The organism is Streptomyces sp. x-80, from assembly GCF_046549095.1.
GTDB lineage: Bacteria > Actinomycetota > Actinomycetes > Streptomycetales > Streptomycetaceae > Streptomyces > Streptomyces celluloflavus.
Map to the genome: position 1 here is coordinate 587,994 of NZ_JAJPWM010000001.1, position 18,161 is coordinate 606,154.

15 protein-coding genes and 1 pseudogene are annotated in these 18,161 nt (G+C 70.8%); 13 read left to right on the forward strand and 3 right to left on the reverse strand.

What is annotated here, in order from left to right:
• Positions 1-131: 131 nt before the first annotated feature.
• From ACLJWH_RS02340 to ACLJWH_RS02350, 3 genes are all read left to right on the forward strand, one after another.
• Positions 132-1,313 carry a cytochrome P450 gene (locus ACLJWH_RS02340; protein ID WP_411139826.1) on the forward strand — a complete coding sequence of 394 codons (1,182 nt, stop codon included), beginning with the start codon at positions 132-134 and terminating at the stop codon, positions 1,311-1,313.
• A gap of 3 nt (positions 1,314-1,316) precedes the next feature.
• A complete protein-coding gene (locus ACLJWH_RS02345) occupies positions 1,317-1,769 on the forward strand; it encodes an SDR family NAD(P)-dependent oxidoreductase (RefSeq protein ID WP_411139827.1) in 453 nt (150 codons plus the stop codon).
• A 484-nt stretch (positions 1,770-2,253) separates the two neighbouring features.
• Positions 2,254-2,769 (forward strand): hypothetical protein, encoded by a 516-nt coding sequence (locus ACLJWH_RS02350; RefSeq protein WP_411139828.1) that lies wholly within the window; start codon positions 2,254-2,256, stop codon positions 2,767-2,769.
• 281 nt (positions 2,770-3,050) lie between these two features.
• Here ACLJWH_RS02350 and ACLJWH_RS02355 read toward each other — a convergent pair whose 3' ends face one another.
• Complete coding sequence (locus ACLJWH_RS02355) at positions 3,051-3,425, reverse strand: hypothetical protein (protein ID WP_411139829.1); 375 nt, start codon at positions 3,423-3,425, stop codon at positions 3,051-3,053.
• Positions 3,426-3,682: 257 nt separating this feature from the next.
• On the opposite strand from ACLJWH_RS02355, the gene ACLJWH_RS02360 reads away from it, so the two are divergent.
• The 9 genes and pseudogenes from ACLJWH_RS02360 to ACLJWH_RS02400 all read left to right on the forward strand — a co-directional run bounded on the left by ACLJWH_RS02360 (position 3,683) and on the right by ACLJWH_RS02400 (position 11,617).
• The gene (locus ACLJWH_RS02360; RefSeq protein ID WP_411139830.1) at positions 3,683-4,090 is read left to right on the forward strand and encodes a YciI family protein; all 408 of its coding nucleotides are present in this window, start codon (positions 3,683-3,685) and stop codon (positions 4,088-4,090) included.
• Between the two features lie 8 nt (positions 4,091-4,098).
• A pseudogene (locus tag ACLJWH_RS02365) lies at positions 4,099-4,961 on the forward strand (DUF6596 domain-containing protein); the annotation flags it as partial.
• 473 nt (positions 4,962-5,434) lie between these two features.
• Positions 5,435-5,725, forward strand: a complete 291-nt coding sequence (locus ACLJWH_RS02370) for a hypothetical protein (RefSeq protein ID WP_411139831.1) — start codon at positions 5,435-5,437, stop codon at positions 5,723-5,725.
• Positions 5,722-7,002: a Rid family hydrolase gene (locus tag ACLJWH_RS02375; protein ID WP_411139832.1), complete on the forward strand. Its 1,281-nt coding sequence runs from the start codon at positions 5,722-5,724 to the stop codon at positions 7,000-7,002. Before ACLJWH_RS02370 ends, ACLJWH_RS02375 begins: the two co-directional genes overlap by 4 nt.
• Positions 7,003-7,013: 11 nt before the next feature.
• Positions 7,014-8,234: an acyltransferase family protein gene (locus ACLJWH_RS02380; protein ID WP_411139910.1), complete on the forward strand. Its 1,221-nt coding sequence runs from the start codon at positions 7,014-7,016 to the stop codon at positions 8,232-8,234.
• A gap of 47 nt (positions 8,235-8,281) precedes the next feature.
• Positions 8,282-8,869, forward strand: a complete 588-nt coding sequence (locus tag ACLJWH_RS02385; RefSeq protein ID WP_411139833.1) for a GerMN domain-containing protein — start codon at positions 8,282-8,284, stop codon at positions 8,867-8,869.
• Between the two features lie 107 nt (positions 8,870-8,976).
• Positions 8,977-9,669 (forward strand): response regulator, encoded by a 693-nt coding sequence (locus ACLJWH_RS02390; protein ID WP_411139834.1) that lies wholly within the window; start codon positions 8,977-8,979, stop codon positions 9,667-9,669.
• Positions 9,666-11,117, forward strand: a complete 1,452-nt coding sequence (locus ACLJWH_RS02395; protein ID WP_411139835.1) for an ATP-binding protein — start codon at positions 9,666-9,668, stop codon at positions 11,115-11,117. Before ACLJWH_RS02390 ends, ACLJWH_RS02395 begins: the two co-directional genes overlap by 4 nt.
• Positions 11,114-11,617 carry a GerMN domain-containing protein gene (locus ACLJWH_RS02400; protein WP_411139836.1) on the forward strand — a complete coding sequence of 168 codons (504 nt, stop codon included), beginning with the start codon at positions 11,114-11,116 and terminating at the stop codon, positions 11,615-11,617. The genes ACLJWH_RS02395 and ACLJWH_RS02400 overlap by 4 nt, the downstream gene beginning before the upstream one ends.
• A 359-nt stretch (positions 11,618-11,976) precedes the next feature.
• Here ACLJWH_RS02400 and ACLJWH_RS02405 read toward each other — a convergent pair whose 3' ends face one another.
• Both ACLJWH_RS02405 and ACLJWH_RS02410 read right to left on the reverse strand, forming a co-directional pair.
• Positions 11,977-14,106, reverse strand: coding sequence for a hypothetical protein (locus ACLJWH_RS02405; protein ID WP_411139837.1), 2,130 nt, complete (start codon positions 14,104-14,106; stop codon positions 11,977-11,979).
• A gap of 730 nt (positions 14,107-14,836) precedes the next feature.
• The gene (locus ACLJWH_RS02410) at positions 14,837-16,141 is read right to left on the reverse strand and encodes an Ig-like domain-containing protein (protein WP_411139838.1); all 1,305 of its coding nucleotides are present in this window, start codon (positions 16,139-16,141) and stop codon (positions 14,837-14,839) included.
• A gap of 974 nt (positions 16,142-17,115) precedes the next feature.
• On the opposite strand from ACLJWH_RS02410, the gene ACLJWH_RS02415 reads away from it, so the two are divergent.
• The gene (locus ACLJWH_RS02415) at positions 17,116-17,916 is read left to right on the forward strand and encodes a hypothetical protein (protein WP_411139839.1); all 801 of its coding nucleotides are present in this window, start codon (positions 17,116-17,118) and stop codon (positions 17,914-17,916) included.
• Positions 17,917-18,161: the final 245 nt, after the last annotated feature.

Consider the following 18,161-nt stretch of genomic DNA (forward strand, 5'->3'; position numbering starts at 1 on the left):
TTCAGCTGCCATGTCATTGCGCCGACGATACTGCCTCTACCTGCTGGAATGCCGATGAACGGTTGCGGCTACGCGAAATGCAGTCCTAGCGTTTCGCACATCGCAAACGATGCGTGTGGAAGGAGACCGACATGACCACCTCACTGCCGACCACGCGACCGGCCGACCGGCCGTTCGACCCGCCCGCAGGACTGGCCGAGCTGCGCGAGGCGCGTCCGCTGAGCCGGCTGAACTACCCGGACGGACACGTGGGGTGGCTGGTGACCAGCCACGCCCTCGTACGTGAGGTGCTGGCCGATCCGCGGTTCAGCGTCCGGGCCGAGCTCAGGCACCTGCCGATCACGGGTGCCGCGGGCAGCAACCGGCCCGCGCCGCCCGGATTCTTCAACGCCCTGGACGCGCCGGAGCACACCCGCTACCGCCGCCTTCTCACCGGCCAGTTCACCGTGCGGCGCATGCGCCGGCTCACCGAGCAGATCCAGGACATCACGGCCGAGCACCTCGACGCGATGGAGCGGCGCGGCTGCCCGGTGGACCTGGTGGCGGCCCTGGCCCAGCCGGTCCCCGCGCAGGTGATCTGCGAACTGCTCGGCGTGCCGTACGCGGACAGGGCGCGCTTCCAGGGGCAGGCGCTGGACATGTTCCGCCTGGACTCCTCGCCGGAGCAGATGGGGGCGGCCTACGCGGCGGTGCAGGGGTTCCTCGGCGAGCTGGTGCCGGCCAAGCGGGCGGAGCCCACCGACGACTTGCTCAGTGACCTGACCACCGGCGACCTCAGCGACGAGGAACTGGTCAACATCGGCTTCGTGCTGCTGGGCGCCGGGCTGGACACCACGGCCAACATGCTCGCGCTGGGCACCTTCGCCCTGCTGAGCCACCCCGGCCAGCTCGCCGTCCTGCGCGCGGATCCGGGCATCGCCGGCCACGCGGTCGAGGAGCTGCTGCGCTATCTGAGCATCATCCCGTTCACGGTGCGCACCGCGGTGGCGGACATCGAGCTGCACGGCGAGCGGATCAAGGCCGGCGAGACGGTTACCGTCTCGGTCCCCGCGGCCAACCGCGATCCCGAACGCTTCGCCGATCCCGACACCCTCGACCTGCTCCGCCCGGCCCGCGGACATGTGGCCTTCGGTCACGGCGTCCACCAATGTCTCGGCCAGCAACTCGCCCGCGTGGAGATGCAGGTGGTGCTTCCCGCACTGCTCACCAGGTTTCCGACGCTGCGCCTGGCGGTTCCCGCCGAGGACGTGGCGCTCCGTACCGACATGCTCATCCACGGCGTGCACCAGCTGCCCGTCACCTGGGAGGTGTAAGGGGTGTCGGCCAAGATATGCCTGGTCACCGGAGTGTCATCAGGGATCGGCCGCGCCACCGCGCTGGAGCTCCTGCGCGCGGGCCACACGGTGTACGGCGCCGCGCGGCGAGTGCGCAGGATGGACGACATCCGCGCCGCCGGCGGCCACGTCCTGGAGATGGACGCGCGAAACGCGGAGGACCTCGACCGGGTGGTCGCCACCGTCCTCGATGAGCAACAGCGGATCGACGTCCTGGTCAACAACGCCGGAACCGTCCTGCACGGCGCCGTCGAGGACGTGCCGCTCGCCGCCGATCGACGAGACGTTGACGATCGTGCCGGACCGCTGCTCGCGCATGTGCGGCAGGACGAGCTGGACCAGCCTGGCCGGTGCGGCCACTTTCCGGTGCTGGAAGTGCCCGGTGTGTTCGTGGCCGACGAGCTGCGTGCATCATTCGCCGGGGTCACCGTCTGACGCCGTGGTGCAAGCCCGGCTTCGTCTGTGCGTCGGCAGGAAGCTCCCGCGGGGCGCCTGAGGGGGCGGCGAACGGCCGGGCAGCAGCCCCGCATCGGCTCGCCATCGCCGCACTGCGTCCAGGAAGGCTCGGCTGTAGGCGTGAACATGCGGGCGGTCCCCACGACTTCAGCGCTGATTCGGTCCCGAGCTGCCGAACTGCCGAGCCGTCGAGCGGCCGAGCGGTCGCCCGGGAATGGACCAGCTCGCGTCACACCACGGCATGCTCAGCCCTATTGCCCTATTGCCCTATGCCGATTCCTTCGCTCGTGATTGTCAGGCCGAGCGCATCATCGCGCGGACGTTCCTGCCCTGGGGAACGGGTGGTTGGGGCAGCCTTGACGGATTTATGACATTCCTCGGTCCGGTTGGAGGGGAGGAGTGGAGGTGACCAGGGTTCTGGCGGAACATCCGTGAACCGCCGAGCAGGAATGGAGTGTTCGTGATGCGAACTACCCGGAAGATCGCCGTCGCCATTGCCGCCGTCGTGCTGGTGGGCGCGGCGGAAGGGGGAGCGGCGCAGGCGTCGTCGCCGACGGCCACGGCGGCCGGCGGTCCGGCGCCCTCCGCGTGTCGTCCGGCGAACCACATCGCCAAGATCACCGTGGGTCCTGCCACCTCGGGGCACCACCACTACCGGGTCACCATGACCGCAGCGCATGGGTACGACCCGTGCCAGCTGGCCGGATCACCGACCGCCGTGCGGTTCTACCACCACGGGTCCCGCACCAAGGTCACCGCCGGCGGCTACGGCCCGCAGAACAAGGTGGTGAACTTCGGCCCCGGTCATCCGGTGCACTTCGACATCCAGGTCCCCCACAGTGCCGACGGCGCCCCCGCCGACGAGGCGGCCTTCACGCTCAAGACTCCGGACGGGGTGATCCCCGGCGAGTCCACCGCCGACGGCCCACTCACCGTCGGCACCGGCACCCTCGTCGGCCCGGTCCAGCCCGGCGCCTGACCTCGACCCGGACACCCCGGCAGCATCCTGAAGCTTCCGCTGCCGCAGGATTCCGCCAAGCCTGGGAGTACACCCTCGACAGGCCGCCCACACCGGTGGCCTGTCGTCGTGTAGGGAATGGGTGCCATGGCGTCTCATGCCTGCTCGCAGGGCGTCGAGTGCACCTGCATGACGCGAGGCCGCACCGGCTCTCGACGAGTCCGCACAGCACCGATTCGCCCGTGGCTCCCAGGTGGTATGGGCAGATGACCGTAGAGCCGAACCGGTAGTGGTCGGGCCCCCTATGCGCTGATCAGTCGGGCGGCCAGGTCCAGGTCATGGGGCGGATTGCCTTCTTCGGCCAACCCGGCCGTATCCGTCACGATCCCCTGCCTGCCCGACAACCCAGCACTGGTCCCGGCCGCGCGGTGAACGGCGAACAATGGACGTGCCACCGCCGTACGGGCGTCGTGCAGGGCTTGGACGTGCCGGTCGTGGCCGATCGCGACCACCCCGCAGTCCGGACAGCCGGTCAGGTCGGCGTCGGACTCGACGTCCAGCACCACCAGACCCTGCCCACCGCCAACGTCGGGATCGCGAACGACGTCGAGGACGTGCATGTCCTCCACGTCGGACATGCCCTCCACGTCGGACAACTCATCGTCCGAGCGCACCACAACGCGCCAGGATCACATGTAGTGACGCACGCGGGGCCCTCTCCTGCTTCAGTTGCCTGGTCGCTGCTGATCTCGGAAGGTCTCGCTCCGCCTCGCCCTCGCGCCACGCCGTGGACCCGGACACCGCGAGACGGCTCACCCAGACTCATCCACGCGAGCCAAAAGAAGTCGGACGGCGATGTCGAGAACCCGTGACTGGCTCCGTCCCCGCTTTGAACGCGGCCGCAATGGGTCGCACCAGCACTGAGGAGAACACGATGGCCAAGTACCTGCTGCTCAAGCACTACCGTGGCGCCCCGGCTTCGGTCAACGACGTGCCCATGGCCCAGTGGACGCCGGAGGAGGTCTCGGCCCACATGCAGTACATGCACGACTTCGCAGTCCGGCTTGAGGGGACCGGCGAGTTCGTCGACGGCCAGGCGCTCGCCCCCGAGGGGACGTTCGTCCGGTACGACGGCGAGGGCCGCCCGCCGGTCACCGACGGCCCATTCGCCGAGACCAAGGACCTCATCGCCGGCTGGATGGTGATCGACGTCGACAGCTACGAGCGCGCCATCGAGCTGGCCGGGGACCTGTCGGCTGCCCCCGGGGCGGGCGGGGAGCCGATCCACGAGTGGCTTGAGGTGCGCCCGTTCCTGGCTGCGCCGCCCACCCTCACGGAGTGACCCCTGAGGTGAACGAGGTCCTGCTCCGGAGCCTCACGCCGAGGGCGCTCGGGTTCCTTGTCCGCCGTGGAACCGACTTCGCGGTGGACGAGGGACGCCGTGCGGACGCGCTGGTCGAGGCGGTTCGCGTCTGGTCGGCTGCCCCCTCCCCATCCACTTCGAGCAGGGGATACTCCACGCGGGACCCGAAGGGCTGGCTGGGCACCGTGGCCTGGCGCCGGTTCCTCGACGCAACCCGGGCGGACGCCGCCCGCCGCAGGCGTGAGTTCCTTGTCGACGAGGAACCGGCGCTCGGGTCCGCGCCCGACGGTGGACGACACGCTCCAGCTCTACTTCCTGTGCGCCCACCCGTCGCTGACGCCGTCGTCCCCGGTCGAGCTCACGCTGCGCGCCGTCGGCGGGCTGACCACCCCCCGCCAGTTCTCCCAGGTCTACCTGGTGGCCGAGGCGACCATGGCGATGGGGGCGTGCCCGGCCGGAGGCTGGGGGAGGATCAGCGGCGATCCGGGCGCCGGGCCAAGCCCTCCGTCTCCGGCGTGCGGTTCGACCGGCCCGGCGATGTCGGGACCGTGCTGCGCGTCCCCTACCTGGTCTTCAACGAGGGCTACTCCGGCGACATCGACATAGACATCGACATCGACATAGACCTCGCCGCCGAGGCCATCCGGCTCGCCCGGCGGCTCGCGGCCGCGATCGACCACCCTCAGGTGGCGGGGCGGCTCGCCCTCATGGTGCTCCACCGCGCCCGGCGCGCCGCCCGGACCGCGCCCGACGGCAGCCTGGCCTGGTGCTGCTCGCCGAGCAGGACGGCAACCGGCGGGGCCCTGCGCCGATCGCCGAGGGCGTCGAGATCCTTCAGGCGGCCGTCGCCCTCTCGTCGCGGCCCTGGAGGATCACGCAGAAGCCGACCTCGAAGCCCTCGGCGTGGTTTCGGCGCAAGCGCCGGGCTTGCTCCTGGCGGCGGGGGAGTGTTCCGCGGCAGCGGTGCGGGCGACCTTGTCCGGTTGGCCGGCCGGTGACATCGACAACCCGCTGTTTGCCGTTCCGAGCGTCTCGGGGGCGCGTGGGAGCCGCGGGAAGCTCGGGGGCCTGCGGCCGGTCATGGAGATCGTGGGGGATACCGCACGGCCTGACAGGCCACCCGGCGCCAGCAGACCGAGGCCGCCTACCTGCACACGGGAGCTCGCCCGCACCGTAAGGCCAAGGCGAAGTACCACGATCCGAGACGCGGACCCAAGACAAGGCCCCAGAAGGCGGGGGACGGTCAATCGATCTCAGCGTTGAGCTCATGACGCCGCTGCGCTGCCCGGCCCAGCCAGCCGCGCTCCGCGGCCGGCCCGGCGAGTGTTCCCCAGTCACGCGGCCTGCTACCTCCCACTCCACGAAGTACCCCAGGCACCGGCTGGCACCGCGTATCTCTTCCCCGATGTCAGCGCGCTCGGGCTGCCCGACGAGGAGGTCGCCGCCCGCCTCGTCCGCGACGCGCACCTCCTGATAAACCCCGGCTACCAGTTCGGGCCGGCGGGCCGCGGCCACTTCCGGATCTGCTACGCCCGCGACGAGCGGCAGTGGGCCGACGCCCTGGAGCGCACCGTGAACACGCTCAAGGCACTCGGCAAGGAGCAGGGGCTGTGAGCGGCGCGGAGCCGATCCCGCCGGCAGGCCGGGCCGTTCACACCGAGGCGGCACCCCCCCCGGCCGGCGCGTACACCCGGGCCGTGCGCGCCGGCGACCTCGTGTTCCTCGCGGGCCGGACACCTCGCCGCACCAACTGGGAGCGCACGACCACCGAACCCTTCGCAGCCCAGGCCCGTCAGGTCATGGACAACCTCGAAGCGGTCGCCAAGGCCGCGGGCGGCAGCCTGCACGACGCGGTCAAGGTGACCGTGTACCTGTGCAACCCCGACCGCGTTGAATTGACACCCCCTCTCGCTGTTACTCGTGGGGGATATCCGGCAGGAGCGGGGAGGCGGACGGGCCGGGCCGACCGGTCGCCGGTGACCGGTCCTTGTCTGTTGTGTGACCGATCGGTGACCGCGGCGGGAACCGGCCGGACGTGCTGGTTGCCTACAGGCATGCACAAGGACATCAACCCCCGCCGAACCCGCCCGCTTTCCCGCCGTCGCCACCGCCGGACCGCCCTCGCCGCCCTGCTCGCGGCCACGGCCGTGACCGGTGCCGCGCTCACCGGCTGCGGAGCCGGAGACAGCAAGGGCAACACCGCGAAGACGGACGACGACGCCAGGACGACGCAGACGGGCAAGAAGGTTCTCTGGCTGGGCGACTCCATCGCCGCGGCCGAGGCCCCTCCCCTGGAGGCGGCGCTGAAGGCGAGCGGCGTGGAGTTCAAGAATGCGTCGTCCGACGGCGGCGGCACGATCGTCGAGGGCGACCCGATGGCCGGCAAGATTGCGGAGGGGACGTGGAAGGACCTCGCGAAGAGCATCGACTCCTTCCGTCCGAACGTGATCGCCTACCAGATCACCACCTATGACTGGGGCAGCGCCGAGCAGCAGCGGGCCTCGTACGAGAAACTCGCGAAGACCGTGCAGGATGCCGGTGCCGAGCTGGTGATCGTCTCGGCCCCCCCGTTCAAGATCGATGACTTCTACAAGAAGTACGAGGGCGCGATCGCGAGCGCGCCGAAGGCCGCCAAGGAGGTCGCCGACCACAGCAACGGCAAGGTGAGGTTCGTCGACTCCTCCGCCCTGTGGGGCACCGAGGCCGGGGCCGGGAAGGCCCAGCGGGCGTCCGACGGCATCCACTCGTGCCAGCAGGGGTCCGCCGCCTTCGCCGCCTGGTTCACCAAGCAGATCGGCACGGCGTACGGGTTCACACCCGCGCCCGCGGACAAGTGGGCGACCGGCGCGTGGACCGCCGATGAGCGGTACGGCAAGCTCAGCTGCCGGTGAGCCGCGTGTCTCTGCCACCTTCCCGCCGCCGCCCCCGGCCCGCGCGTCCCCCTGCCCGTACTGCCCACATCGCCCCACTCGACGGTCTGCGCGGGCTGGCCGTCCTCGCCGTCCTGCTCTTCCACGCAGGGCACCTCGCCGGCGGGTTCCTGGGCGTCGACCTCTTCTTCGTGCTGTCCGGCTTCCTGATCACCGGCCTGCTCCTGGGGGAGACGGCGACCCGGGGCCGGATCGCGCTGGTCACCTTCTGGGGCCGGCGGGCCCGCCGGCTGCTGCCGGCACTGGCCGTCGTGGGCGTCGCCACACTCCTGCTCACGTGGGCGTTCGGGGCTCCGTCCGTCCTGCTGTTCGCGCTCGACGACGCGCCGTGGGTCGCGGCCCAGGCGGTGAACTGGCACTTCATCACCGAGCAGATCGGGTACTGGAACGCCTCCGGTACCCGGGTCTTCGCACACCTGTGGAGCATCGCCGTCGAGTGGCAGTTCTATCTGGTCTGGCCGGTGGTCGTGGCGCTCGCCGGGCGGGGCCGGGGCGGTCAGGGGCGGGTGGCCGTGCTCGCCGGTGCGGGAGCGCTCGTCTCACTCGCGCTGCTGGTCGTCCACGGGGACGCCGTGGACACGACACGGGCATACGAGGGCACCGACACCCGGGCGTCCGCGCTGCTGCTCGGCGCGCTGGTCGCCACGGCGCCGGTCCGGCGGCTGCTTGCCCGCGTCCCGGGTACGGCGTCCGACGGGCTGTGTGCCGCGCTGGCGTGCGGCATCGGCGCCGCCTGGGTGCTGACGGACGGCCAGAACGCGCCAGGGCTCTTCCAAGGCGGCCTGTTCGCGCACTCCCTGGCCTCGGCCCTGTTGATCGGGCTGCTCGCCCGGAGCCCGGACGGGCGCGCCGGGTGGCTGGCCGGCAGCGCGATTCCCCGACGGCTCGGGGAGCTGTCGTACGGCCTGTACCTGTGGCACTGGCCGGTGTACCTGCTGCTGCCCCGGACGGTGTTCGGCATCGGCGGATGGGGCCGCACAGCCTTCGCGATCGGGGTGTCGCTGCTGGCCGCGTGGGCGACGAAGGTCCTGGTGGAGGACCCGGTCCGGTTCCGGGCACGATGGGCGACCGGACGCCGGGGCCTGACGGCGCTCGCGGCCGCCCTCGCCGTGGTGGCGGGCGTGTGGACGGCCGTACCGCAGCCGCGTCCCGGCGCGGCAGCAGTGGACGTCGAGCGGCTGACCGCGCCGTGAAGCGGAGGTGCGGCGGATCCGTCCCGGTCCGGGGGGAGACTGGGCGCATGCCGACGAAGGCCCCTGCGGGGCGGACGGGATCCGGGGTGCGGGCGGCCCGGACCGTCGGCGCGGCCCTCCTCGTGGCCTGGGCGCTCGCCGCCTGCGGTGTCCCCGACGCCGGTCCGACGGCGGACGGTGCTCCGGCCGGCGGGGCCCGCGCGCCCGGTACCGCCCCCTGGATGCGGGTGTACTTCGTCGCCGCGAACGGCAGCTGGTCCGTCGCCCGCCCCGCGCCGGCCGACGCCGGACCGCAGCAGGCGCTGGACGACCTGCTGGCCGGACCGACCCGGGACGAGCGGCAGCGCGGACTGGTCACCGCCCTGCCGGCCGGCACGCACCGGGTGCGTGCCGAGTCGACGGCACCGGGGACGGTCGACATGTACCTGCCGTGGCTGGTAGCCGAATTGGACCGGGCGGCGGTGAACCAGCTGGTGTGCACGGCCGCCGCGGCGCCGGGGATCCCGGGCGGGAAGCGGCCGACGGACGTGGTCGTCCAGGTCCACGAGTCGGGCGTGTCCGGCGGGCCGTGGAAGGTGATGTGCGACGAGACCGGCACAGCCGCCCCGGTGGGAGCACCGCACAGGACCGGCTGACGCACCTTCCGAACCCGAATGGATATGTTCAACCCGTATCCACCTCTTTGCCCCTGAACGGCAGCAGAGGGTGGCTTTGCCGACGAGCGAGAGGAGAGGACCGGTCCATGACACGCGTCCTGCTGATCGAGGACGACCCTGCCGTGCGCCGCGGCGTCACCCTGGGGCTGCGCCGCAATGGCCACGAGACGGAGGCGGTCGGCACCGGAGAGGACGGCCTGGAGTCGCTCGTGCCGTTCGCCCCGGACATCGTCCTGCTCGATCTGATGCTGCCCGGCATGAGCGGCCTGGAGGTGTGCCGGCGCGTCCGCGAGACCAGCCAGGTGCCCATCGTGATCCTCTCGGCCCGCGGTGACGACATCGACGTCGTGGTGGGCCTGGAGGCGGGAGCCGACGACTACATCGTCAAACCCGCCAGTGTCGAGGTCATCGAGGCGCGCATGCGCGCGGTGCTGCGCCGCATCGCCCCGACGCAGCCCGCCGCCGGTCACCAGGACGGGCCCTCGGCCCACGGTGACCTGGAGATCGACGCCTCGGCGGTGCGGGTGTGCAAGCACGGACACGAACTCACGCTCGCCCCGTCCGAGGTGAAGCTCCTGCTGTTCCTGTCGGCCTCCCCGGGGCAGACGTTCAGCCGCCGCCAGCTCCTGGAGGAGGTCTGGGAGCACAGTTACTACGGCGACGTACGTCTCGTCGACGCGTGCGTGAAGCGGCTGCGCGCCAAGATCGAGGACGACCAGCGCAATCCGCGCTACGTCCAGACCGTGCGCGGCTTCGGCTACCGCTTCGGACCGCTGTGAAACGCCGCCGCTTCCCCCGCCGTCTCGTCCCGAGGGGCCTGCGTACCCGGCTGGTCCTCGCCTTCCTCCTGGTCGCGACGCTCAGCGCACTCGCCGCCACGGCCCTGACGTTCCGTCAGGCCAGGGCGGCGATCCTGGACCGCGCCCGGGACGACGCCGTCCACGACCTGCGTGCCCAGGTCGGCTCCCTGGCCCCCGACCTGCCGGCCGCACCGGCCGCGGCGGACCTGCGGGCCCTGGCCCTCCAGCTCGACCGGGCCGAAGGCTCCCGGGACTGGCGCACCGCGGCCGCCTACCGCGATGGCGCCCTCGTCCCGGGCGCGGGCCCCGCGCCCGCCCTCCCCGAAGAGCTGCGCGGCGCGGCCGCCTCGGCTCGCACCGCCGTCGTCCAGCGCTTCCACCACGCCGACGCGCCCTGGCTCGCCGTCGCCCTCCCGGTCATGCGCGCCGACCGGCCGGACGAGCCGTCCGGGCTGGTCGTCTATGCATCCTTCTCCCTCGCCCGCCAGGAGCGGGACGTCGCCGCCCTCGTCGTGGCCGCGCGGGCCGGCGCCCTGCCCGTCGTAGTGCTGGCCATCGTCCCAGCGCTGCTTGCGGCCCGCCGTGTCCTGCGCCCTGTACGGCAGCTGCGCTCCGCCGCCGAGGACATGGCCGCGGGCGCCCTCGACACCCGGATCGGCGTCACCGGCGATGACGAACTAGCCGACCTCGGCCGCACGTTCAACACCATGGCCGCCACCCTGCAAGCCGACGCGGCCACGCTACGGGCCATGGAGGCCCGAGCACGCCGCTTCGCCGCGGACGTCTCCCATGAACTGCGCACCCCGCTCGCCGCGATGACCGCCGTCACCGGCGTCCTCGACCAGGACGCCGCCTCCGGGCGCGTGGATCCCGAGACCGCCGAGGCACTGGAACTGGTCGCCGACGAGACGAACAAGCTCGTCCGCATGGTCGAGGACCTGATGGAGATCTCCCGGTTCGACGCCGGCGCCGCCATCCTGGAGATCGACGAGATCGACGTCGGCGAACTCGTCGGCAAGACGCTCGCGTTGCGGCACTGGCAGAACCGGGTCGGCACCGCCGTGCCGACGGGCCTGGGCGCGCGCCTCGATCCGCGGCGCATCGACGTCGTCCTCGCCAACCTCATCGGCAACGCCCTGCGCCACGGCGGCCCGTCCGTACCGGTGGATGTCCGGGCCCGCGCCGAGGCCGACCGGCTCGTCATCACCGTCACCGACGGCGGTCCCGGCATCCCGGCCGATGTCTTGCCGCACATCTTCGACCGCTTCACCAAGGGCGACGCGGCCCGGACCCGCAGCGAGGGCAGCGGCCTGGGCCTCGCCATCGCCGCGGAGAACGCCCGCCTGCACGGCGGCACCCTCACCGCTGCCAATGCGCCCGGCGGTGGCGCGGTGTTCACCCTCACGCTTCCCCGGGACCCGGCGTGAAGCGGGCCCTGCTCGCCACGGCCCTGGTGGTGATGGGGTCTCTGACCGCCTGCGGCATCGACGACGCGGGGCCCGTCCGGGCCGGCGTCCCCGCCTCCGGCCTTCCGCTCCCGGGCCGCCACCCGGCCGCCGCCCTCCACGTCTACTTTTCCTCCCCCGTCGGCCTCGAACGCGTCTCCCGCCTCTACAGAGGCCCCGACGCGCCCCAAGTCGCCATGGGCCGGCTCGTCCAGGGCCCGGACCCGGCCGAACGCACCCGGGGCCTGGTCACGTTCATCCCACCCGGCACTCCCGCACCGACCGCCGTGACCCGGGAGCGGGGCACCGTGGACGTCTACCTCCCTCCGGCCTGGACCGGCAACCGCACCGCCCTGCGCCAATTGGTCTGCACGGCCGCCGATGCGGTGGGGGAGGTGGGCGGTACCAGTCCGGAGGACGTCCGGGTGCGCCTGCACCGCGCGGAGGGCGGCGCAGCCGTCACGGAGGCGTGCGTACGGTAGGGCCGCGGGGCCCGGCCATTGCCATGGTGGTGCCGGGCAAGCGCTGTGGTTTCGGCGCCACCGCCTCACACCCCCAGGGCAGCGCCCACCGCAAGCCTGGATTCCCCGGCCCCGGACCGCGAGGTGGTCACCAAGCTCGGACTGGATCACCGACTGGCGCAACCGGCGGTGCGCACCTGGTGCGGAAGTACACCGCACCGCACGCCGCTTGACGCAAGGTGACGGTGCGGGTGCGGGAGGAGAGGTCTCCCCATGAACGGAGGTGAGGTGTCGGCCACCTGCAACAGGAGCTGTGCGCGCCGTTGGACCCAGGTGGCGCCGGCCGTGGCGAACCGGCCGGGCCGTCGTGCGGCCCTGCGTCAGCCGACCGGGGGCCGGGGGTAACCCTTGCTCTCGGCGTACGTCTGGTAACCGAAGAAGGGGATCCAGGACGCGTAGTGTTTCGCGGGCTGCCTGGGCCAGTCACTGAACGACGTCTGGGCCCAGCCGCTGATCCGGTCCATGTTCTCCCTGGCCTCGCGGGTGACCGTGGAGATCATCCCGAGCATGTAGTCCTTCCAGTAGGCGTCGGTCTCGACGCCCATGGAGATGTTCCAATTGCCGTTGGCCCGCATGAAGTCCACCAGATCCAGACTGCGGGTGGGCGCGAGCGTGCCGAAGAACCCCTTGTGGTCCTGGACCCACTTGTCGGCTTCGCCCCTCATCATGGTGATGATCTTGCCTCGGGCGTCCGTCAGCGCCGCCGCTTCGAGGCGGTCGATGGCCGCCAGCTTGTCGGCTGCGTTCCGGTGGAAACCCTGCTTGGCAAGGTGGTACTCGGCCCGGTCGGCATGCGCCCCGGGATCGTTCCGCCGCTGTTCCCTGAGCCCGGCAAGGTTGAATTCGCGCTCTGCCTGCACCAGTTCGCGCTTGGCCTGGTAGTGCTCCTTCACCTGCCGGTCCGAGTCGAGCACTGCGTCCCGCATGCACGTCTTGAGGTGAGCGGCGAACGCGTCCGGGAGCGGCGGATTCGCCAGGAAGACGTCGGCGAAGGTGTACATCAGCGCCGGGACCGCGATCAGGAAGCCGGCTGGGCCGAGGCCCGGGGCCAGGGCCACCGCGCTGCCGACGACGGCAGATCCGTCCACGGCGATGTTCAGCGGATGGCTTCCTTTGCCCTGGTTCGCAATCGTGTTGCCGAGCGTTCCCACGTCCGCCAGGAGACCGGCCCTGCCGGCCAGTTTTCCTGCGAACTTGGCGAGCTTCTTGAAGAAGGGAGTCTTGCCCAGTTTCGCCAGGGATTCGATGGAGCCGAGCGCCGTGCTCACCGTACTGACCGAGGTGGTTCCCACCACGATCGGATTGATCTCGTCGGCAGTGACCGAATTGCTCAGCGCGGACAGGTTGATGACAGTGCCCCCCAGCGATCCCCCGCGCCCGAGCGCCGCACCGGCCTTCTTGAAGTCGAAGGCCCGCGCCCCGTTCTTGGCGAGAGAGGCGAGGCCGTCGAGGCCCCGCGCCAGTCCTGCCTGGGCGACAGGGTCCACCGGAGCCTTCGGGACGTCCAACTCGGGCGGGTCGGTGCGGGGGCGGTCCCGGTGCGGCATCATCGAGTCGAGCTGATGCCCGAATTGTGCCTCCGGCGATGCCTCCTGGAAGGCGGGTAGCAGGTTCTTGCCCAGCGAGGAGCTCAGATCGCCACTCGCCCCGAGGTCCAGGTTCTCCGGCTCGTCGTGGACCTGCACCAGAGGCATCGAGTCCATGGGACTGCGCTGGCCGCGGGGGACCAGCGTGACCCTCACCTCCCCGACCGGGTCGAACCCGAATCGCGGCCGAGGGAACGCGTGGGGCCTGCCATCGGCCGGGTAAGGCCCGCCGTCCCACTGGCAGTTGGTGTTGTACCGGTCCCGCCAGCGGGCGTAGACATAGAAGACGGTGAAATCACTGTCGGCGGCACATGCCGCAGTAAGGGTGTTCTCGGCGAATTCCCCTTCCACGGTGCACCGGCCCGGCATTTCCACGGTCTGCTGGAACACCGGGGACCGCGCGCTCTGCTGGTACGGAATCGGAGCGGCGGCAACTCCCCCTTTCGGGTCCTCGATGTGATCGACGCCGGCACGCAGCCACTCCATCGCGTCCGAGACATAGTTCCCCGGAGACTGCTCATAGGCATGCCGCCACTGATGCAGGGCCTGTCGTGCCTGGGCCCCGAGGCCACTGATCGCGGAGGCGGCGGTGGAGAAGGAGGACACGCCCGACACATCGACCGGCGCGGTGCCGTTCTGCCGCAAGTGATCCTGGAGGTTCGAGAGCGGGACCGGGGACGGCGGTGTCGATGGCGGTGGCTCCGCGCCCTGCCGCGCCCGGTCCGGCCCCGTGGGCAGCCGATGAGGGCGTTCGGGCAACGGGCCCGCGACGGATCCGAGGTAGAGCGCCAAGGTGAACATCTGGACCGGTGTCAGCCGGTGGCAGTCGCGCCCACCCCCCGGAGCCACCGGGCTGTGCCCCATCAGGGACTCCACCGAGTGGGCACCCTGCCGTCGGTCTGCAACCTCCCTCTTCACTTTCTTCATGGGGAGCTGTGCCCTGCGGCGTGTTGTGTCATGGTCGCTCTGGGGCGGCATGGTGTGCCTTTCGTGTGGTGCCGGGAGGCGGGGCCGGCGGCCACCACGCGCCGAGCCCGTGTCATCCGGCGGGCCGGTATTCCCCGCGGGCTTGGGGGCGGCGTTGCCTCCGAAGGACGGGCGCCAGGGCGGGTCCTGCCGGGACAGGGCAAATCAGCGCGGGCCGCCACTGAGGAAGTCGCGACGTGCTCCACATCGTGCCGGTGGCCGCCGTGCCGGCCTTCCCGGTCCGCGTCGTGCGCACGGTGCACCTCAGCGCGTTTGTGATCCTGCCTTCTCGAATACGAGAGTAAGGCGCCTCACGTATCAGCTGCCTCGGCGAAAGTTGTCGGATCCCGACCAAAGTACATCTGGTTCCGACTTCCGACGCGGTCGGCTGACGGAAGGTCAGCGGCGGCAACCGCCGGGGCCATCGGGCCGACTGCCCGGCGCCGGAACGACGGAGCTCAGATACGTCAGCCAGGTGAGCACCTGAGCCGGTGCCATCTCTCCCGGGCCGCGCCCGCTGGGCATGACCTCCGCGAGGCCGTTCGCTTCCGTTCCGCTGTCTCGCGCCGTTTACCTGTCATGCTCCGCCGGGAGTTGGCCCGTCGTTCGGCCACCGGATCTGCCCGGGTCACGTGCGGGCGCTGCCGGCGACCCACTCGGTCCAGGGCATGTTCCAGGCGTTGAGTCCGTTGTCCGGCTTGATGGTGGTGTCGGGGGAGTTCTTCACGATGACGATGTCCCCCAGCAGAGAGTTTTCGTAGAACCATGCCCCATCGGTGGACGGGTCGGCTGCCCCCTTGGTGTCCTGAAGGCCGACGCAGCCATGACTGGTGTTTCTGTTACCGAAGACCCCGTTGCTCCAGTAGTTGCCGTGGATGAAGGTGCCGGAGGTGGACAGGCGCATGGCGTGCGGCACGTCGGGGATGTCGTACTCGCCGCCGAAGCCCACGGTCGAGCCGTCCATGCGGGTCTCCCGGTGCTTCTCGGAGATCACCATCTGTCCGTTGTACGTCGGGGTGCGATCGCTGCCCGCACTGATCGGTACGGTCCTGATCTTCTTGCCGTCCCGTACCACGGTCATGGTGTGCCGGGCGGCGTCGACCGTGCTGACCTGCGAACGGCCGACGGTGAAGGCCACGGTCCTGCGCTGAACGCCCCGGACGCCGGGCGAGGCGTCGACCCCGTCCAGGGCGAGGGTGAGGGTGACACGGGAGCCGGCCCGCCAGTATTCCTCGGGGCGCAGGTCGAGGCGCCGGTCGCCGAACCAGTGCCCGACGACCCGCTGACCACTGGTGGAGCGTACGGTGATCGCCTCCTCCACTTCCTTCTTGTTGCGCACGGGCTTGTCGAAGAGGACCGACACCGGCATGCCGACACCGACGCGTGAGCCGTCCTCGGGCGTGAAGGTCCCGATGAAGCTGCCTGCCGCGGAGACGGTGGTGAAGGAGGAACTCCGGCTGATCCGCTGCCCGGTGGAGTCCCGCCCGTGTGCCATGACCTTGTAGGTGGTGGCCCGGCTGAGCGGGGCCTGTGGCCTCCAACTCCGTTTGTCGGGGGACAGTGAGCCCTTGACATCGGCGCCGCCGGGCATCGTCGTCACGGTGACGCCGGTCAGCGTGCCATCGTTGATGGTGACCGTAGGTGAGTCGTGGATGCCGGCGTCGGCCGTGCCGTTGGCCGGAGTGATGGAGATCTTCGCCCGTGTCGCATCCCCGGAGGCCGCCTTGTCGTCGGCCGATACTCGCCGTGCGCCGTCCCCGGAGGAGTCGTCACGCCAAGCGGCGAGACCCACGGCGCTTGCGAGCAGCACCGCGCCACCTATCAGGAACTCCCGGCGCCTCGGCCGCTGTCCGGATACCGGACGCTTCGGCTCTTGGCGGGCGGGCTGCTCCCCGCCGTTCGTGCGCTCGTCGTTGTCCGATGTGAAACCCATGCGTGTACCTTTCCGGCCGTCGTAGGGGGTCCCCTGCGACGGGAAGTTCGGGAAGCCGATGTGACGCGCTGCCGGGGTCATCCGTAAGGCGTGGCGGCAGTGCCGGTGGTGCCGAGTGGCATCCCGCTCTAGGCCCGCTGGATCTGTAGTCGGTTCAGGTCCACCGCGCAGGCTCCGTCATGGGACGGTCCGCGGATCGTGCCGCCGCCGGTCATGTTCCGCGCCGGCTCCGCACGTGCTGGGGTGACAGCGACGGAGCCGGGCGCAGGGGAAGAAGCCGACAGACCGGAGACACGCCCCCGACTCTGGTGGCAGGCGTCGCCCTCACTCGGGAAGTGGGCGTCCGCTGTGGCCATGTGGGGGCCGGCAGGGACGGAGGCCGCGGCCGGGCCCGGCTCGTGCCGTGTGGCGTCTTCGAGGAAGACGGATGCTGTACGCGAGTTCAGCGGTCCTACACCGGACTTATATACGCCGGAAAAGGAGTGGAGGACGATGAGCAGGAGGGCAAAGCCCAGCATGACGCGCGGAGAGCAGCCTGCCCTTATGTTCCGTCCCAGTCGCCCAATCATCCCCGTCAAAGCTACATGACACCGAAAAAAAGTCGGTTCCCTCGCGGTTGTCGCCCACGCTTCTCCTGCCGGCGGACGGCTTGAGGTCGCGGGAAGGGACTTTCGTCCCGGTCCCGAAGGGGGTGGGCCATGAAAGACTCCGGGCGACCAGTAGAAATCGCAACGGTGTGGCGGTATTTGATGCCCAATAGCGAGTTCGTTCTGAAGCGATCCCAGCCCGGTCGGCGTCCCATACGGCCCGGTACCGGCAATCATCCTGCCGCGCCGCTGTCGCACGCGACGGGGCCAACGGCGCAGAATACGGCCGGCGGGCTGTTTTCCGGTTGGCAGAAGAAAATCCGTGAGCGCAATGACAAAGCTCGGTCCGACGCGCTGCGCAGCAAGGGCGCGCAAGCGGTGAAGGCGATGACACAGCCGCTCCCCGCGGGGAGCCAGGTGTTGCGGCTCGGGGTCGTACCCACCCTCTTCGAGATGGTCCACGACGCTCTCCCGGAGGCGCTGAGGACGCGAGCGAACTATGCCCTGCTCGCTCAGGAGCTGACGGCGGAACGGCTGGCGGAGAAGGGCGCGAGCTTCATCGGCGCAGGGGAGCACGTGTTGCCCCAGTTGGAGGGCGACAACCTCACCTGGAGCTACCGGTGCCGGGTCCGGGTCTCGCTGGCCCTGGCGGAAAGACCTTCTCGCGTCACGTCCATGGCAGCGGCGGGCATGGGACACACCCGGGGGTCGAACAGCGCCCTCGCCGAGAACCGCGGCTTGACCACCGGCCCCACGGTCTCCGCTGGAGGCACGGCCGGAACCCTGATGGGCCTCGCGCAGCCCGGTGGCAACGGGTCCGCCACGGTCGCCTACAAGCGGGAGACGACGAAGGGCTTCAGCCGCAGCATCGGACATGAACGGTCCGACAACTTCACGTACCCGAACGGTGCCACGGTCGTGGACACCGAGGCCGAGCTGCGCATCAGGATCGACTGGGACAAGCGCCCCCGGGCCCTGGCCGCCTGGGCCCGGGGCCAGGCGCACAAGGAGATCACCATCAACGGGCAGGGGTGGTCCAGCTCCGACGGCACGACAGCGCAACTCCTCGATTTCGGGGACATCTTCGCCAGGGTGCCGCTGACCTACGCCGCGCCGAGCGCGCTGGCGGGTCCCCAGGCCGCGGACGCCGGTACCGGCACGTCCGACGAGGGCGAGGTCTGGGTCTGAGGGCTGCCCCGTCCTACCTGGTGGATCGGCGCGCGGCGTCAGATGCGGTGCATCGCACGGCGGAGGAGCGTCCGCATTCTGTTGTGGGCGTTCCGACAAGGCAGCGAGGTGCCGTAGCCGTCGTCGCGCGCCCGCCAGGTATGACGGGACAGCCCTTGGCCTTCTCTCCTCCCCGGGAGCGGGCCCGCCGCACGTACCCGGCCGTGGGCCCGCGTACCGAGTCAGACGGCCTCACTCATCAGCAG